The sequence below is a fragment of the Ectopseudomonas khazarica genome (genome assembly GCF_004521985.1).
Lineage (GTDB): Bacteria > Pseudomonadota > Gammaproteobacteria > Pseudomonadales > Pseudomonadaceae > Aquipseudomonas > Aquipseudomonas khazarica.
Window position 1 is genome coordinate 151,999 of record NZ_SBHZ01000005.1, and the last position, 13,237, is coordinate 165,235.

The 13,237-nt window shown below is 65.3% G+C and carries 16 protein-coding genes; 10 read left to right on the plus strand and 6 right to left on the minus strand.

From position 1 onward, the window contains the following. Window positions 1-117 precede the first annotated feature (117 nt). The 3 genes from EPK82_RS08005 to EPK82_RS08015 are packed head-to-tail and all read left to right on the plus strand — an operon-like array spanning window position 118 to window position 2,461. Window positions 118-1,593, plus strand: a complete 1,476-nt coding sequence (locus EPK82_RS08005; RefSeq protein WP_244229883.1) for a hypothetical protein — start codon at window positions 118-120, stop codon at window positions 1,591-1,593. Further along, the gene (locus tag EPK82_RS08010; protein WP_134676260.1) at window positions 1,590-1,994 is read left to right on the plus strand and encodes a hypothetical protein; all 405 of its coding nucleotides are present in this window, start codon (window positions 1,590-1,592) and stop codon (window positions 1,992-1,994) included. The genes EPK82_RS08005 and EPK82_RS08010 overlap by 4 nt, the downstream gene beginning before the upstream one ends. A gap of 41 nt (window positions 1,995-2,035) precedes the next feature. Beyond that, a complete protein-coding gene (locus EPK82_RS08015; RefSeq protein WP_134676261.1) occupies window positions 2,036-2,461 on the plus strand; it encodes a hypothetical protein in 426 nt (141 codons plus the stop codon). Between the two features lie 35 nt (window positions 2,462-2,496). Here the strand turns inward: EPK82_RS08015 and EPK82_RS08020 are convergent, their stop codons facing one another. Together EPK82_RS08020 and EPK82_RS08025 are read right to left on the minus strand one after the other, a co-directional pair. Continuing rightward, entirely contained in the window at window positions 2,497-3,780 is a 1,284-nt protein-coding gene (locus EPK82_RS08020; protein ID WP_134676262.1) for an FAD-dependent oxidoreductase, read from the minus strand. 81 nt (window positions 3,781-3,861) lie between these two features. Beyond that, window positions 3,862-4,620: an SDR family NAD(P)-dependent oxidoreductase gene (locus EPK82_RS08025; RefSeq protein WP_134676263.1), complete on the minus strand. Its 759-nt coding sequence runs from the start codon at window positions 4,618-4,620 to the stop codon at window positions 3,862-3,864. 120 nt (window positions 4,621-4,740) lie between these two features. Between EPK82_RS08025 and EPK82_RS08030 the strand changes: the two genes are divergently transcribed. Beyond that, window positions 4,741-5,646: a LysR family transcriptional regulator gene (locus tag EPK82_RS08030; RefSeq protein ID WP_134676264.1), complete on the plus strand. Its 906-nt coding sequence runs from the start codon at window positions 4,741-4,743 to the stop codon at window positions 5,644-5,646. 24 nt (window positions 5,647-5,670) lie between these two features. Here EPK82_RS08030 and EPK82_RS08035 read toward each other — a convergent pair whose 3' ends face one another. After that, window positions 5,671-6,096: a hypothetical protein gene (locus EPK82_RS08035; protein WP_037048744.1), complete on the minus strand. Its 426-nt coding sequence runs from the start codon at window positions 6,094-6,096 to the stop codon at window positions 5,671-5,673. Between the two features lie 184 nt (window positions 6,097-6,280). On the opposite strand from EPK82_RS08035, the gene EPK82_RS08040 reads away from it, so the two are divergent. Beyond that, window positions 6,281-6,547, plus strand: coding sequence for a DUF2790 domain-containing protein (locus EPK82_RS08040; RefSeq protein WP_134676265.1), 267 nt, complete (start codon window positions 6,281-6,283; stop codon window positions 6,545-6,547). Between the two features lie 57 nt (window positions 6,548-6,604). Here the strand turns inward: EPK82_RS08040 and EPK82_RS08045 are convergent, their stop codons facing one another. Further along, the gene (locus EPK82_RS08045) at window positions 6,605-7,042 is read right to left on the minus strand and encodes an HIT family protein (protein ID WP_134676266.1); all 438 of its coding nucleotides are present in this window, start codon (window positions 7,040-7,042) and stop codon (window positions 6,605-6,607) included. Between the two features lie 173 nt (window positions 7,043-7,215). On the opposite strand from EPK82_RS08045, the gene EPK82_RS08050 reads away from it, so the two are divergent. From EPK82_RS08050 to EPK82_RS08060, 3 genes are all read left to right on the plus strand, one after another. Beyond that, window positions 7,216-7,917, plus strand: a complete 702-nt coding sequence (locus tag EPK82_RS08050; protein ID WP_134676267.1) for a glutathione S-transferase N-terminal domain-containing protein — start codon at window positions 7,216-7,218, stop codon at window positions 7,915-7,917. 224 nt (window positions 7,918-8,141) lie between these two features. After that, window positions 8,142-9,341 carry an MFS transporter gene (locus tag EPK82_RS08055; RefSeq protein WP_134676268.1) on the plus strand — a complete coding sequence of 400 codons (1,200 nt, stop codon included), beginning with the start codon at window positions 8,142-8,144 and terminating at the stop codon, window positions 9,339-9,341. 63 nt (window positions 9,342-9,404) lie between these two features. After that, window positions 9,405-9,962, plus strand: coding sequence for a COG3904 family protein (locus tag EPK82_RS08060; protein WP_037048753.1), 558 nt, complete (start codon window positions 9,405-9,407; stop codon window positions 9,960-9,962). Between the two features lie 48 nt (window positions 9,963-10,010). Here EPK82_RS08060 and EPK82_RS08065 read toward each other — a convergent pair whose 3' ends face one another. Next, entirely contained in the window at window positions 10,011-11,312 is a 1,302-nt protein-coding gene (locus EPK82_RS08065) for an SLC13 family permease (protein ID WP_047585022.1), read from the minus strand. Window positions 11,313-11,344: 32 nt separating this feature from the next. After that, window positions 11,345-12,166 carry an amidohydrolase family protein gene (locus EPK82_RS08070; protein ID WP_208651103.1) on the minus strand — a complete coding sequence of 274 codons (822 nt, stop codon included), beginning with the start codon at window positions 12,164-12,166 and terminating at the stop codon, window positions 11,345-11,347. A gap of 179 nt (window positions 12,167-12,345) precedes the next feature. Here EPK82_RS08070 and EPK82_RS08075 point away from each other — a divergent pair, with 179 nt between their 5' ends. Together EPK82_RS08075 and EPK82_RS08080 are read left to right on the plus strand one after the other, a co-directional pair. Next, entirely contained in the window at window positions 12,346-13,083 is a 738-nt protein-coding gene (locus tag EPK82_RS08075) for a GntR family transcriptional regulator (protein ID WP_134676270.1), read from the plus strand. 15 nt (window positions 13,084-13,098) lie between these two features. After that, entirely contained in the window at window positions 13,099-13,230 is a 132-nt protein-coding gene (locus EPK82_RS08080; RefSeq protein WP_394346195.1) for a hypothetical protein, read from the plus strand. The last annotated feature ends 7 nt before the right edge of the window (window positions 13,231-13,237 follow it).

The following is a 13,237-nucleotide window of genomic DNA, read 5'->3' on the forward strand; positions in this document are numbered from 1 at the left end:
CAAAAAACGGACGTCGCGCGCCGTTGCGCAAGACTTTGCGCATGGGTCATTGGTTAGCATCTGCCGTTGACGAAGGAACCTGCCGGCAGATGCCGGCCGCAGCATGGATGCCACAGGATGAGCGGCTACGTCCCCAATAATCGCAACGAACGTCCGGCTCCGGCACCGGAGCCCTACAACGGCGACTTCGACCGCCAGCCTGCGAGGCAGCTCGAAGGCGCTGCCGCCCAAGCCAACCGCTGCCTGGTCGGGCTGCGTTTCGTCTGGGACAACGGCGAGTGCATCGGCGCCAACCTGCCCTATAGCCTCACGCCCAGCAGCGGCGGCGCCGTAAGAGGCAGCCTGGATGCCCGAGGCGGCCTGGTCCAGAGCCTGCCTGCCGGCGAATACGAAGCCCAGTTGCTGGCCGATAGCGACGTCGACAGCGATATCAGCAGCGCTCGCGCCGAGCTGCAGGCCGTGCTCGACGAGATCCTCGCGGCGGAGCGCGCTGAAGCCGCTCGCCTGCAAGCCATTCAGGATCAGCGCAGCGCGGTATCCAACTACCTGCATCGACGACTCGCAGCGGGAAAGGGATTCTTCCTTGGCGCCTGGGGACTGCTGAAGACCGTCAAGGAATACTCCGACCTGGTCAACCCGTTCACCATCTTCAGCAACACCCTGCGCAGTGCCTGGCAGGCACGCGCCAGCGAGGGAGAATCCTGGCTGGCCGCCTACAACCGTCAGTTCAGTGCGGAGCAGCACCGTGAGCTGGTCGAAGCCCTGGGCTTCGACCCCAGCAGCATCACCCGCGAACAGCTGGCCGAAGCCTACGAGCTGGCCTGCTTCATCTACGAGGACGATCCCAGCAAAGCCATGCTGGGCCGCTTCGCCGTGGACTATGCACAGGCGCAGAACGCCGAGGAAGTGGCCGAGTTCAGTGGTGGCGTGCTGTTCGAAATCGTCCTCTCCGCCCTGCTGATCGTCTTCACCGCCGGCGTCGGCCTGGCCGCACGCGGCGCAGCGTCGGTAAGCTATGTGGACAAGCTGACCCGCCTGGGCAACGCCCTGAAACGCCTGAGCGCCGCGTTGAAGCGCGCAAGAATCAGACGCGGGGGCAAGACAAGGGGGACAGGGACCGGGGCGCGAACGGTTGAGGTGAAACGCCCGCAAGCCATTCGACCTGAAGCACTCGCTGCACCAACCGTACGGAGCTGGGCACATCTAACGCTGAGTGAGAGGCACTTTCCTCACAGGGTGACAATCCCCAAGAAAACTGGAAATACCATGTATACAGTTTCGCCGGAGGAAGTAGCGAAGGATTTACGAGAGATTCACATGAACGGTGAATCCATCCGCCAGGGAGAGTTCTTTCATACGTCCTCAGGCAGGGTGTACGGCCTGCATGAAAACTCAATACATCCAGTTAGCGGGCCAGGCACTGTAAATATCACCTCGGCCGAATACAACGTCTTGATAAGCGCCAAGAAGAAAGGCTTGGAGAACGCCAGAAAAACGCTGGATATCATGACTCAGAAAGGGATATTCACCGCTGAACAAAAGGCGCGCACGTCACAACTACTCGACATCATGCAAACACGAGGTATCAAATGAGCAAGTCGATTGACTTATTCATTAGAAGCGCAGTTCCCGAGCAGCAAATAATCACACTACTCAACCAAGGGATCCCCGATGGGGTCGAGTCGCTCGACTATCCCAGGGAGCATGCGGCCATCTTCCTTCAATACGCTGACCACGAGGCCGAGTTCCAGCAGAGTCTGGGGCTTTCCTGGGCCTCGGATGAGCTGAGCCTTGACGACGTGCAACTGGCCATCCAGCTGGCCAATGCCCTGTCCACAGAGGTCCTGCTGGAACCTGAACACCTGGCTCTGCCTGATGGCTACACCTGGTGCCTGGCGACGATGGACAAGCAACTGTATGCAGTCGACACCATCGACGTCGAAGATGGGATCGCTGTGAAACCGTATGCCCGGAAGATTCTGCTCACTGTCTGAAAGACGCTCCCCCTGCTGCCCGGACCACCCGTGACTGGCTCATGACATCCCTCGAAAACGCACTGTCGATGACGGTTCTCGAACTCAGTGACTATGACGAAGCCGCAGAGGCCCTGAGTCAGTTGGGGCGGCTGAACAAACAGCTCGCCGAGCAGATGGCACTGGATATCGTTCACCATGACAAGGGCGACGAGCATCTCCAGGCTTCGGCTTTCGAGACCCTGTATTCAATGAACCTTCACAAAGGGATCGAACTGATCAGGCACCCGCCGGAGCATTTGAACAGCGCCACCCTGAGCGCGATGATCGAATGCACGACCGTAGACTCCGGCATCGCAGCGGAGCACCCTGAAGTTCTCGAAGCGGCAAAGATACTGAAAGAAACCATCCGGCATCTGGACGCTGCAAAAGCCCACCGCATAAAAGACGCCATCGACTGGTTCCAGGAAACCTACCCCGATATCTGATCAGCGCAAGCGCTTCTCTGGCGCCGCGCTGCTGGCTACTCCCACGCCTCCCGCTCGCCCTTCCAGGCATGCAGCGCCCGTTGCTGCGTCCCCTGCCACAGCCAGCCATTGCGTGCGCCCACCAGGGTGCTGACCGCGTGCTGGCGACCGAAGCGATTGTGCCGCGCCAGCATCAGGGCGATATCGCGCAGCACGGCCAAGGTGCCGCTGTTGGACTGGAACAGCGGCGTCAGCAAGCGGCTGGCCTGACGGTAATACCGCAGGTGATCACGACGGGCATCGCCGTAGCCGGCGAACAGCGCGTTCCAGTCGAGCGTCTCCTGGGCCGCATCGGCAGCGTCACCCAGGGCATCGGCCAGGGCGGCGGCATCGACCAGCGCCATGTTCGCGCCCTGCCCCAGTTGCGGGCTCATGGCATGCGCACAATCGCCGATGGCGAGCACGCGAGCGTCGTGCCAGCGCTGCATGCGCACGTCCGCGTAGGCGGCCAGCGTCAGCTGCGCGGGATCGTCGATCTGCTGCAAATAGCCGTGCGCGGCCTCGCCGGCCAGGCTGCATACGCGGCGTTTCCAGGCCTCCAGGCCGTGCTGAAGCCAGGCCTGGTGCTCGCTCAGCGGCAGGCTCCAGAACAGGCTGGTCAGGGCGCTGCCAGGCGCCTGGTGCGTCGCCCCCGTCGGCATCAGGCCGAACATCTCGCGGCAACCGCGGTACCACTGACGCAATTCCCCGGACTCACCGGACGCAGCAGTCGGCAGCATGCTCCACAGCGCCCCCCAGGGATAAGGCCGCGCCCATTGGCGCACCTGCATCTGCGCGCGCAGGCTCGAACGCGTGCCATCGGCGAGGATCAGTGCAGCGCAATCGCCCAGGGGCTGCTCGGCGCCCTGCTCATCCTGCCGCACGAGTCGAACATGCCCGGCCGCCTGCTCGAAGCGGCTGACGCTCACGCCGGTTTCCATCTGCACGCCGGCACGCTGCGCGGCCTTGAGCAGGGCCGTCATCAATACGCCACGGTGAATGCCAAGGCCGAAGCTGCCTGGCTGCCAGTCGTCATAGCGGGTATCGAGTATCACCCGCCCCTTGCAACTGGTGCCGTACAGACGGCTGACAGGCGCGCCCAGCGCGGTGCACTCGGCCAGCAGCCCGAGCCGCTGCAGCACCGCCAGGCCGGAAGGCTGCAGCAGGATGCCGGCGCCCACCGGCTGCAGGTGCTCGACCCGCTCCAGCAGGCGCACGGCGAAGCCCTGGCGGGCGAGAAAAATGGCCGTGGCGAGGCCGGCAGTGCCGGCCCCCACGATTGCGATCGGTAGTCCCTTCAAGGCTGTTCTCCCTGTTCTGGCCGGGAGATTCTAACCGCCGCGAGCGCCTGCTGGCGGGAACTGCCACGCACGCGAGATGGTTCAGAGGAACATGCCGCCCGATGCCTCGATGCGCTGACCATTGATCCAGCGGCCACCATCGCCGAGCAGCGCGGCGACGGCGGCGCCGATGTCATCGGGCAGGCCGGCCCGGCCCAGTGCGGTATTGCCGGCGACGAAGGCATTGAGCTCGGAGTTGTCGCGCACCGCGCCGTGACCGAAGTCGGTCTCGATGGCACCGGGGGCCAGCACGTTGGCGCTGATGCCGCGTGGGCCAAGCTCCTTGGCCAGGTAGCGCGTCCACACTTCGATGCCGCCCTTCATCGCCGCATAGGCGCCGTAGCCAGGCAAGGTGAAACGGGCCAGGCCGGAGGATACGTTGAGAATCCGCCCGCCATCGGCCATCAGCGGTAACAGGCGCTGGGTGAGAAAGAACGGCCCCTTGAGCTGGACCTTCAGCAACTCGTCGAACTGCGCTTCGCTGATTTCAGCGAGTGCGGCATGGATGCCGATACCGGCGTTGTTGACCAGAAAATCGAAACGCTCGGCAGCGAAAGTCTCGTGCAGGCCCTGCGCCACGCGCTGGGCGAAGTCGGCGAAGCTGCTGCTGTCACTGACATCCAGTTGCAGCATCAGGGCCCGCCCGCCCTGCGCCTCGATCTCGCCGACCAGTTGCTGCGCTTCCTCGGCCTGGCTGCGGTAGGTGCCGATGATGTCCACGCCCTGCGCCGCCAGGTGCTTGGCGGCACTGCGGCCGAGACCACGGCTGGCGCCGGTGATGAGTGCGATCTTGCGCGTCATGGTGAATCTCCTGTGACAGGTGGTGAAGGTTGATCACAGGTTATTGCTCGTACAAATACTGATAAATCCAGAAAAACAGGAAATACTGATCGCCATCAGCGAACAATTGGAATTACCACCATGAACAAGCTGGAGTTGTTGCGCACCTTTCAGCGCGTCACCGAACTGAGCAGTTTCACCCAGGCCGCCGACAGCCTGGGCCTGCCTCGCTCCACGGTATCGGAGCAGGTCCGCGACCTGGAACGCCTGGTCGATGCGCGCCTGTTGCACCGCACCACACGCCGGGTACGCCCGACGCAGGATGGCCAGATGCTGTACGAACGCGCCCGCGAGCTGCTGGCGCAGATGGACGAACTGGAGAACCTGTTTCGCCAGGACGCCCATGCCCTGAGTGGACGACTGCGCGTGGACATGCCCACGGCGATCGCCCGGCGCCTGGTGGCACCGCGCCTCGATGAGTTTCTCGCCCGGCACCCGGCGCTGGAGATCGAACTGGGGTGCAGCGACAGGCGGGTCGATCCGCTGCGCGAGGGCTTCGATTGCGTGCTGCGCGTCGGCGTCAACGAGGATGACAGCCTGGTCGCCCGGCCACTGGGGCATCTGTCCATGGTCAACTGCGCCAGCCCGGCCTACCTGGCCACGCACGGCATGCCCGAGCAACTGGACGACCTCGCCGGACACAGCCTGATTCACTACGTGACAGCCTTTGGCGCACGCTCGGACGGCTTCGAGTTCCAGCGCGACGGCAAGCTGCATTCGCTGGCCATGGCGGGCCGGGTCACGGTGAACAACATCGATGCCTACGAAGGGGCCTGCCTGGGTGGCCTGGGCATCATCCAGGCGCCGCTGGTCGGCATGCGCGTGCACCTGCGGGAGGGGCGTCTGCTGCGCCTGCTGGATGACTGGGTCGCCGCGCCGATGCCGGTGAACCTGGTGCACCCGCACGGGCGTCATCTGCCACGGCGGGTGCGCGCCTTCATGAACTGGCTGGAACAGCTGCTGGCCGAGGAACTCGACGCGGCTTGAACCGCCAGGATCAGGCCTGCCGAGTCAGGGCGTATCGGTGCGGATATCGAAGCCACCGCGGTTTTCGCTGAGGATGCGCAGGTCATGGCTTTCCCCGGCCTTCACCGGCACCGCCACTTCGCGCAACAGGCGGCCCATGCCGCACAGCGTGTCGTCCATCCGGTCCGGGGTGATACCCACCACCCGCGTACCTGCCGGCACCTGGAAGGTCGCGCGCTCTCCGACACCGATACGCGCGGCCACCTGGCGATCGACCTCGATGGCCACGTAGCAGCCACCGCCCATCATCCCGAAATCGCGGGTGACCACGATCTGTCCACCGCTGGCCTGCGTCTCCTGAAAGGCCAGCAGACGATCTTCCGGCACCGGGCGAATGTTTTCCGGGTCACCTCGAAACGACGAACAACCCGCCAGCAACAGCAGCGGCAAAGCGATGAGCATCGAACGCATGAAGCCCTCCATGGGCAAATGAGTGCTGCCTGAGTATTGGGGTTGGCGCGCGTGCGGGCAAGGTATCGATGGCAACGATGTCCAGTAGCACAAGCATCGATTTCTGCAATGAAAGGCGCGGTGTTTTCATGGCTCCCGACCCCAGCGCCACCCTCGACGGCGCCACTGACCGGAGACCATCAGCATGAAAATCGCAGCCATCACCGCCACCCTTATCGCCGCATTCGCCCCCATCGCCTTCGCCAACGAAAAGGCCCCGTCCAGCGCCCGGGTGGACGTGAAGCAATACCAGTACGGCATGCAACTGGACATCGACCAGGTCCTGCAGCGCACCGACAACAGCCGCGAGAGCGGTGTCGTGCCCAGCGTCATGGTCTACCGTGACAGCCAGGGCGACGTGCACGCCGTGCGCTTCCTGGAATGGGGCGGCCAGACCAACCAGAACGGCTGATCCCCTGTTGCACGCACGCTGCCCCGGCCGAGTCGCTCGTCCGGGGCAGCGGCCGTTTCAGCCTTGCAGACGCTTGACCAGACGGGCCTGCAACGCCTCGAGTTCGGCCGGATCGGCCTTGCTGGCCGCGTGAATGCCCAGCCCTTCACCGTCGAAGCGCGGGATCACATGCATGTGGATATGGAACACCGTCTGCCCGGCAGGCGCGCCATTGAACTGCGCCACCTGCACGCCCGCCGGCTGCAGCTCGTCGACGATGGCCTGGGCGAGCTTCTTCACCACGGCCATGACCTTGGCCAGGCTGGCCTCGTCGATCTCCAGGATGTTGCGCGCCGCCGCGCGCTTGGGAATCACCAGGCTGTGGCCTCTGGACTGCGGGAACAGGTCGAGGAAGGCCAGCACATCGTCGTCCTCGTACAGCGTGTAGCAAGGCAGGTCGCCGCGAATGATCTGGGCGAAGATGTTCTGCGAGTCGTAGGTACCGTGCAGGCTCATGCCAATGGGCTCCGGGTGAAGGAAAGCTCGCACCATACCGCCTTGCTCGCACACAGGGAACCGGGCAGGATCGCTCGAGTCGATGACTACTAGCAGGCGCATCGATTTCAGTCGCTGTCGCCACTCGTGTTCTGATCGCCCCCCTCTTCAGGCCCATCCGACATGGAACCCACATGACCGATCTCAGCCCATTCCACATCACCCGCAAGTGGCCCGCCCAGCATCCCGAGCGCTTGCAGCTCTATTCGCTGCCCACGCCCAACGGCGTCAAGGTCTCGATCATGCTGGAAGAGATCGGCCTGCCCTACGAGCCGCATCTGGTCAGTTTCGACAGCAACGATCAGCTCAGCCCCGAGTTCCTCTCGCTGTCACCGAACAACAAGATTCCCGCCATCCTCGATCCGGACGGGCCGAACGGCCACCCGCTGCCGCTGTTCGAGTCCGGCGCGATCATGCTCTACCTGGCCGAGAAGACCGGCCAGTTGCTGCCGCAGGACCCCGCGGCCCGCTACCAGGCGATCCAGTGGCTGATGTGGCAGATGGGCGGCCTGGGCCCGATGTTCGGCCAGCTCGGTTTCTTCCACAAGTTCGCTGGCAGCCAGTACGAAGACAAGCGCCCGCTCGAGCGCTACGTCGCCGAAGCGGCGCGCCTGCTCGGCGTGCTCGACCAGCACCTGCAAGGGCGTGACTGGATCGTCGGCGAGTACAGCATCGCCGACATCGCCGTGTTCCCCTGGATTCGCAATCTGGTGGGGTTCTACGAGGCAGGCGAACTGGTGCAGTTCGAGCGTTTTGCCAACGTGCGCCGCGTACTCGATGCCTTCCTCGCGCGTCCGGCCGTGCAGCGTGGCCTGAGCATCCCGGCACGCGGCTGAGGGTTGCGGGAGCCGGCCCCACGGCTCCCGTCGCACGCGCACGTGGAAGATTGCCCAGCGGCGTGAGCGCCCGCGTGCGGGATGCACGAGCCACGCGCTGGCAAAAGCCGCAAAAATGCCCGACCACTCGTCTCCGAGCCCCGAAATAGAGCGGTTGCAAATACCCAAGTCGAGCGCTGGGAGATTATAATCCCGGCCCAGCTTCCTCCCCTCCCAGGTTCCGCATGCACAAGCCTTCCTCCGACGCCGCGACGAGTCTGTCGCCGGGCGCGATCCTTCTCATTCAACTTGCCCTGGCCCTCGGCGGCTTCGCCATCGGTACGGGCGAGTTCGCCATCATGGGCCTGATGCCCAACGTCGCCCAGGACCTGGGGGTCAGCGAGCCGCAGGTCGGCCACGTGATCAGCGCCTATGCCCTCGGCGTGGTGGTCGGTGCGCCGGTCCTGGCCCTGCTCGGTGCTCGCCTGCCACGACGCATCCTGCTTCTGCTGCTGATGGGCTGCTTCGCCCTGGGCAACTTCGCCAGCGCCCTGGCACCGACCTACGAGCCGCTGCTGATCTTCCGCTTCATCGCCGGCCTGCCGCACGGTGCCTACTTCGGCGTGGCCATGCTGGTGGCCGCGTCCATGGCCCCGCCGCACAAGCGCGCCAAGGCGGTGAGCCGGGTGCTGGCCGGCCTGACCGTGGCGATTCTGATCGGCAACCCGCTGGCCACCTGGCTCGGCCAGTTCATGAGCTGGCGCTACGCGTTCGCCCTGGTCGGGGTGATCGCCATCACCACCATCGCCATGCTGGCGATCTTCCTGCCGACCGACCCGAACGAGCAGCGCAGCAGCCCCTCGGGCGAACTGCGCGCCTTCAACCGCGCGCCGATCTGGCTGGCGCTGGGCATTGGCGCCATCGGCTTCGCCGGCATGTTCTGCGTGTTCAGCTACATGGCGCCGACCCTGCTCCACGTGACGGGCGTCGGCCCCGGCTGGATTCCGCTGGCCATGGGGGTGTTCGGTGCCGGTTGCATCGTCGGCAACAGCGCCGGCGGCTGGCTGTTCGACCGCCTGCGCCTGCGCGCAGTGGCCTGGATCCTGGCCTGGAGCACCCTGGTCCTGCTGGTCTTCCCCTTCGCCGCGCACAGCCTGTGGACGGTACTGCCGGCGATCTTCGCCCTCGGCACCATGATCGCCCTCGGCCCGGCGCTGCAAACCCACCTGATGGATGTCGCCACCGGCGCACAGACACTGGCCGCGGCCTCCAACCATGCCGCGTTCAACGTCGCCAATGCCCTCGGGCCCTGGCTCGGCGGCCTGGCCATCAGCGCCGGCATGGGCTGGACCATCACCGGCTACATCGGCGCCGCCACCGCCATCGGCGGCCTGGCACTGTTCGTCTGGGCGTGGCGGGTACAGCAGAAGGACGGCCACATCTGAGAGGTGCACGATGCTGAGCCGGCAGGTATCTTCTAGCCCCCGCCCACCATCCCGTACCACCCGATGATGATCCCACTGCTGCGTTCCACCCTGTTCGGCACCGCCCTGCTCAGCGCCCTGACGGCTCAGGCCCAGGTGCAGGTCGAAGCCAATGCCGGGATGCTGGCGGCGAAGATTTCCGAAGAGATCGCTCCGGGCGACTACGAGAAGCTGCTCAAGGGCTTGCGCGCCAATCCGGGCCAGTACAAGCGCAAGGTCGTCCTGCTCGACAGCGTTGGCGGCAGCGCACCGGAGGCCATCCGCATGGGTCGCCTGCTGCGGGAAACCGGTTTCGACGCGCTGGTGCCGTCATCCGGCCTGTGCCAGGGCAGTTGCGTCTACCTGCTTGCCGCAGGCCGCAAACGCACCATCAACGGTTACGTCGCCCTGCGTCGCCCGCCCTTCCCGGCCGGTGACTCGGCGCAGGCGCAGGCCGCCCATGGCAACCAGCCACTCAGCCCGGCCCGGTACTTGCGTGACATGGGGATCGACGTGCGCCTGGCGGAGGACATCTACCAGGTCGCCCCCGGCCAGTTGCGCCTGCTGAGCCAGGATGAACTGAAGCGCTACCGCCTGAACTAGCCTGCGGAGCGCGGCGCCTGAGCGAGGTCAGGCGCCGTTGGGGCGGCGTCAGAACAGGAAGGTCAGCGCCAGGTTGAACAGCATCGCGGCGACGAAACCGATGGGCGCGGCGCGCAGCAGCAGTTGCGAGAATAGCGTGGCCCGCGTCTTCTCGTCGGTGCAGGAGCCCAGCAGCAGGCTGCCGCCGGAGGAGAATGGCGAGATGGAGGTGGCCTGAGCACCGACCACGATGGCGATGAAGATGATCATCGGATCGATCGACATCGACGCCGACAGCGGCAGCACCATGGGGAACAGCGCCGGCGTCACCACACCGAGGGTACTGGCGAAGATCGACATCAGCGCGGCCACCACGCCGAAGGCCAGCGGCACCAGTACCGGTGGGATGTTGCCGCCGATCCAGGACGCCAGGGCATCGATGGTGCCGGCCTTGATCGCCACGCTGATCAGCATGCCCACCCCGCAGATCATGATCAGCGTGGCCCAGGGCAGCGAGGCGATGGCCTTGCGCTCGTCACCCAGCTTGAGCAGCAGCGCGATCACCGAGAACACGCTGGCGATCAGGCCGATGTCCACCTTGCTGTTGATGAACCTGACCGTGGCGTTGTCCGGGAAGGCCAGCAGCGCCAGCGGTGCGGCGAGCACCAGCGCCATCATCAGCACGGTGAGCAGCAGGGTCAGTTTCTGTTCGCGGTTGAAGGCGTCCGGCAGGTCGGCATTGATCACCGCATTCTTCAGGTTGCGGCCATGGCCACCGAGGAAGACGAACACGGAGATCACCAGCAGCGGGATCACCGCCGTGCTGGCGAAGATCGCCAGTGCGTTGACGAAAGCCTCGCTCTCCGGCATGCCGGCGGTGGTCATCAGGCCACGGAAGATGATGCCGCTCTGGCTGGAGACGAAGTTCGCCCCGCCCAGCGCACCGTAGTTCACCGCCATGCCGCCGAGGATCAGGCTCATGCCGGTGCGCTGGCACAGCAGCAGGGTCAGCGGTGCCATGAAGGCCAGCACGGTGTAGTAGCCCGCGCCCATGGCCGCGATCAGCCCCGAGGTCAGGAAGATGGCATACGGCAGCAGGTGCGGTACGCCGCGGCAGCGATAGAGCAGATGCCCGGCGAGCTTCTCCAGGGTGCCGTTGACCGTGGCGAAGCTGTAGAACAGGCAGACCGAGAAGATCACGAAGAAGATCTTCAGCGGCCACATGCCGATGATCTCGCCCGGGCTCATGCCCATGCCGAAACAGCCCAGCAGGTAAGCGAAGGCGATGGCGAACAGGCCGATGTTGATCTTGGTGGTGTAACCCAGCGCGACAGCGAGAACGATCGCGGCGACGACGAGCAGGCTCATCATGGTTTGACTCCTTGTTGTTCTGGTGCAGGCGGTTACGCGTGGGCGAAACCGAACAGCGTTGCGGGGTTGTCCACCAGAACGCGACGGCGCTCCTCGGGGTCGGGCAGAAGGGCCTCGAGCAGCGCGAACTGCTCATCGTAGCGGGTCTGCGACTCGAACTGGGTATTCGGCCAGTCGCTGCCCCAGAGGAAGCGGCCGACGCCGCCGCAGGCCTCGCGCAGACGCGCCTCGATGGCCCGCGCACGGGCCAGGTCGGACTGGCTGCGGTAGGCGGCCGACAGCTTGATCCAGACCGGCGCCTGGCCGAGCAGGTCGAAGAACGGCGCATGCTGCGGGTCATCCAGCTGCACACTCGCGGCGGGCAGGCCGAAATGGTCGATCACCACGGTCACCCCGGATTCCAGGATCGCCGGTACCACCAGCGCCAGGTCCGCGAAGCCGCGCTGGATCTCCACCTGCCAGCCACGCCGGGCCAGGCGCCGGAACAGGCCGCTCCAGGCCGGGCCGGTGTAGTCCTCCAGCAGCTTGCCGATCAGGTTCAGGCGGATACCGACCACGCCAGCGGCAGCCAGCTCATCCAGTTCACCGTCGCTGATCTGCGCATCGACCACCGCGACACCGCGCAGGCGCTCGGGGAAGCGCTGCAGCGCCGCGACCATGTAGTGATTGTCGGTGCCGAGAAAGCTCGGCTGGATCAGCACCCCGTGAGACAGGCAGCAGGCATCCAGGTGGGCCAGATACTGTTCCACCGTGGCGTCGTAGTCGGGGCTGTAGCGGCGACCGGCAACCATGGGCAGATCACGCCGGAAGATGTGCGCGTGGGTGTCTATGCCGGTGATGACGGCATTGGGCATGGGCGTCACGAAGCGATACCTCTGTCGATTATTGTTCGAGCCGACCTTGGCAGCAGCTCTTTTTATACAGACATTCAGTCATATATATGAATAGATGACTGTATAGGTACAGATCGACTGCTGTCAACGCACGGCCCAGTGGTAAAGTGACGACCGGTTGAAATTCGGATTTGAGGTTTATGAGCAGCACGGCTCTGGGACACGACGAACGCCTGCCGCTGTATCAGCGGCTGCGTGACGAGATGCTGGCGAAGATCGCCGCAGGCGAATGGCTGCCAGGCGAAGCCATCCCCACCGAAGCGGAGCTGACCCGCCAGTACGGCGTGGCGGTGGGAACGGTGCGCAAGGCCGTGGAAACCCTGGTTGCCGAGGGCTTGCTGTTGCGCGCCCAGGGGCGCGGTACCTTCGTGCGTCGACCGAACTTCGACGGCTCGCTGTTTCGCTTCTTCCGCCAGGTCAGCGCCAGCGGGCAGCCGCAGGTACCGGAGAGCCGCATTCTCGACTGCCGGCTGGCCCCCGCCGATACCGCCGCAGGCCAGGCCCTGAAGCTGGCCGCCGGTGAACAGTGCGTGCACCTGCAGCGTCTGCGCCTGATCGACGGGCGTCCGCTCTTCCACGAGCGCATCTGGCTGCCCGCCTCCCGCTTCGAGGCGCTGCTGGATGTCGCGCCGGCCGACTTCCCGCAACTGCTCTACCCCTTCTACGAACAGCACTGCGGCCAGCGCATCGCCTCCGCCCAGGAGACCCTGACGGTGTCCGCCGCCGACGACGAGCTCGCCGCGACCCTGGACGTCACCTGCGGCAGCCCCGCCGTGGCCATCGAGCGAACCGCGCTCGGCTACGACCGCACGCCACTGGAATACCGCCTGTCACGCGCGGCGGCGGAGAACTTCCGCTACCAGGTGGACATCAGCTGAGGACAGGGCTGACCGATGCAACACGCCCAGGCCAGCCCGGGCGTGGCCATCGAGCGAACCGCGCTCGGCTACGACCGCACGCCACTGGAATACCGCCTGTCACGCGCGGCGGCGGAGAACTTCCGCTACCAGGTGGACATCAGCTGAGGACAGG

What these genes read in the sequence shown, in the direction of transcription:
- EPK82_RS08005 (WP_244229883.1), top strand. Translation starts at nt 118, where the DNA reads ATGAGCGGCTACGTCCCCAATAATCGCAACGAACGTCCGGCTCCGGCA.
- EPK82_RS08010 (WP_134676260.1), top strand. Translation starts at nt 1,590, where the DNA reads ATGAGCAAGTCGATTGACTTATTCATTAGAAGCGCAGTTCCCGAGCAG.
- EPK82_RS08015 (WP_134676261.1), top strand. Translation starts at nt 2,036, where the DNA reads ATGACATCCCTCGAAAACGCACTGTCGATGACGGTTCTCGAACTCAGT.
- EPK82_RS08025 (WP_134676263.1), bottom strand. Translation starts at nt 4,620, where the DNA reads ATGACGCGCAAGATCGCACTCATCACCGGCGCCAGCCGTGGTCTCGGC.
- EPK82_RS08030 (WP_134676264.1), top strand. Translation starts at nt 4,741, where the DNA reads ATGAACAAGCTGGAGTTGTTGCGCACCTTTCAGCGCGTCACCGAACTG.
- EPK82_RS08035 (WP_037048744.1), bottom strand. Translation starts at nt 6,096, where the DNA reads ATGCGTTCGATGCTCATCGCTTTGCCGCTGCTGTTGCTGGCGGGTTGT.
- EPK82_RS08040 (WP_134676265.1), top strand. Translation starts at nt 6,281, where the DNA reads ATGAAAATCGCAGCCATCACCGCCACCCTTATCGCCGCATTCGCCCCC.
- EPK82_RS08045 (WP_134676266.1), bottom strand. Translation starts at nt 7,042, where the DNA reads ATGAGCCTGCACGGTACCTACGACTCGCAGAACATCTTCGCCCAGATC.
- EPK82_RS08050 (WP_134676267.1), top strand. Translation starts at nt 7,216, where the DNA reads ATGACCGATCTCAGCCCATTCCACATCACCCGCAAGTGGCCCGCCCAG.
- EPK82_RS08055 (WP_134676268.1), top strand. Translation starts at nt 8,142, where the DNA reads ATGCACAAGCCTTCCTCCGACGCCGCGACGAGTCTGTCGCCGGGCGCG.
- EPK82_RS08060 (WP_037048753.1), top strand. Translation starts at nt 9,405, where the DNA reads ATGATGATCCCACTGCTGCGTTCCACCCTGTTCGGCACCGCCCTGCTC.
- EPK82_RS08065 (WP_047585022.1), bottom strand. Translation starts at nt 11,312, where the DNA reads ATGATGAGCCTGCTCGTCGTCGCCGCGATCGTTCTCGCTGTCGCGCTG.
- EPK82_RS08070 (WP_208651103.1), bottom strand. Translation starts at nt 12,166, where the DNA reads ATGCCCAATGCCGTCATCACCGGCATAGACACCCACGCGCACATCTTC.
- EPK82_RS08075 (WP_134676270.1), top strand. Translation starts at nt 12,346, where the DNA reads ATGAGCAGCACGGCTCTGGGACACGACGAACGCCTGCCGCTGTATCAG.
- EPK82_RS08080 (WP_394346195.1), top strand. Translation starts at nt 13,099, where the DNA reads ATGCAACACGCCCAGGCCAGCCCGGGCGTGGCCATCGAGCGAACCGCG.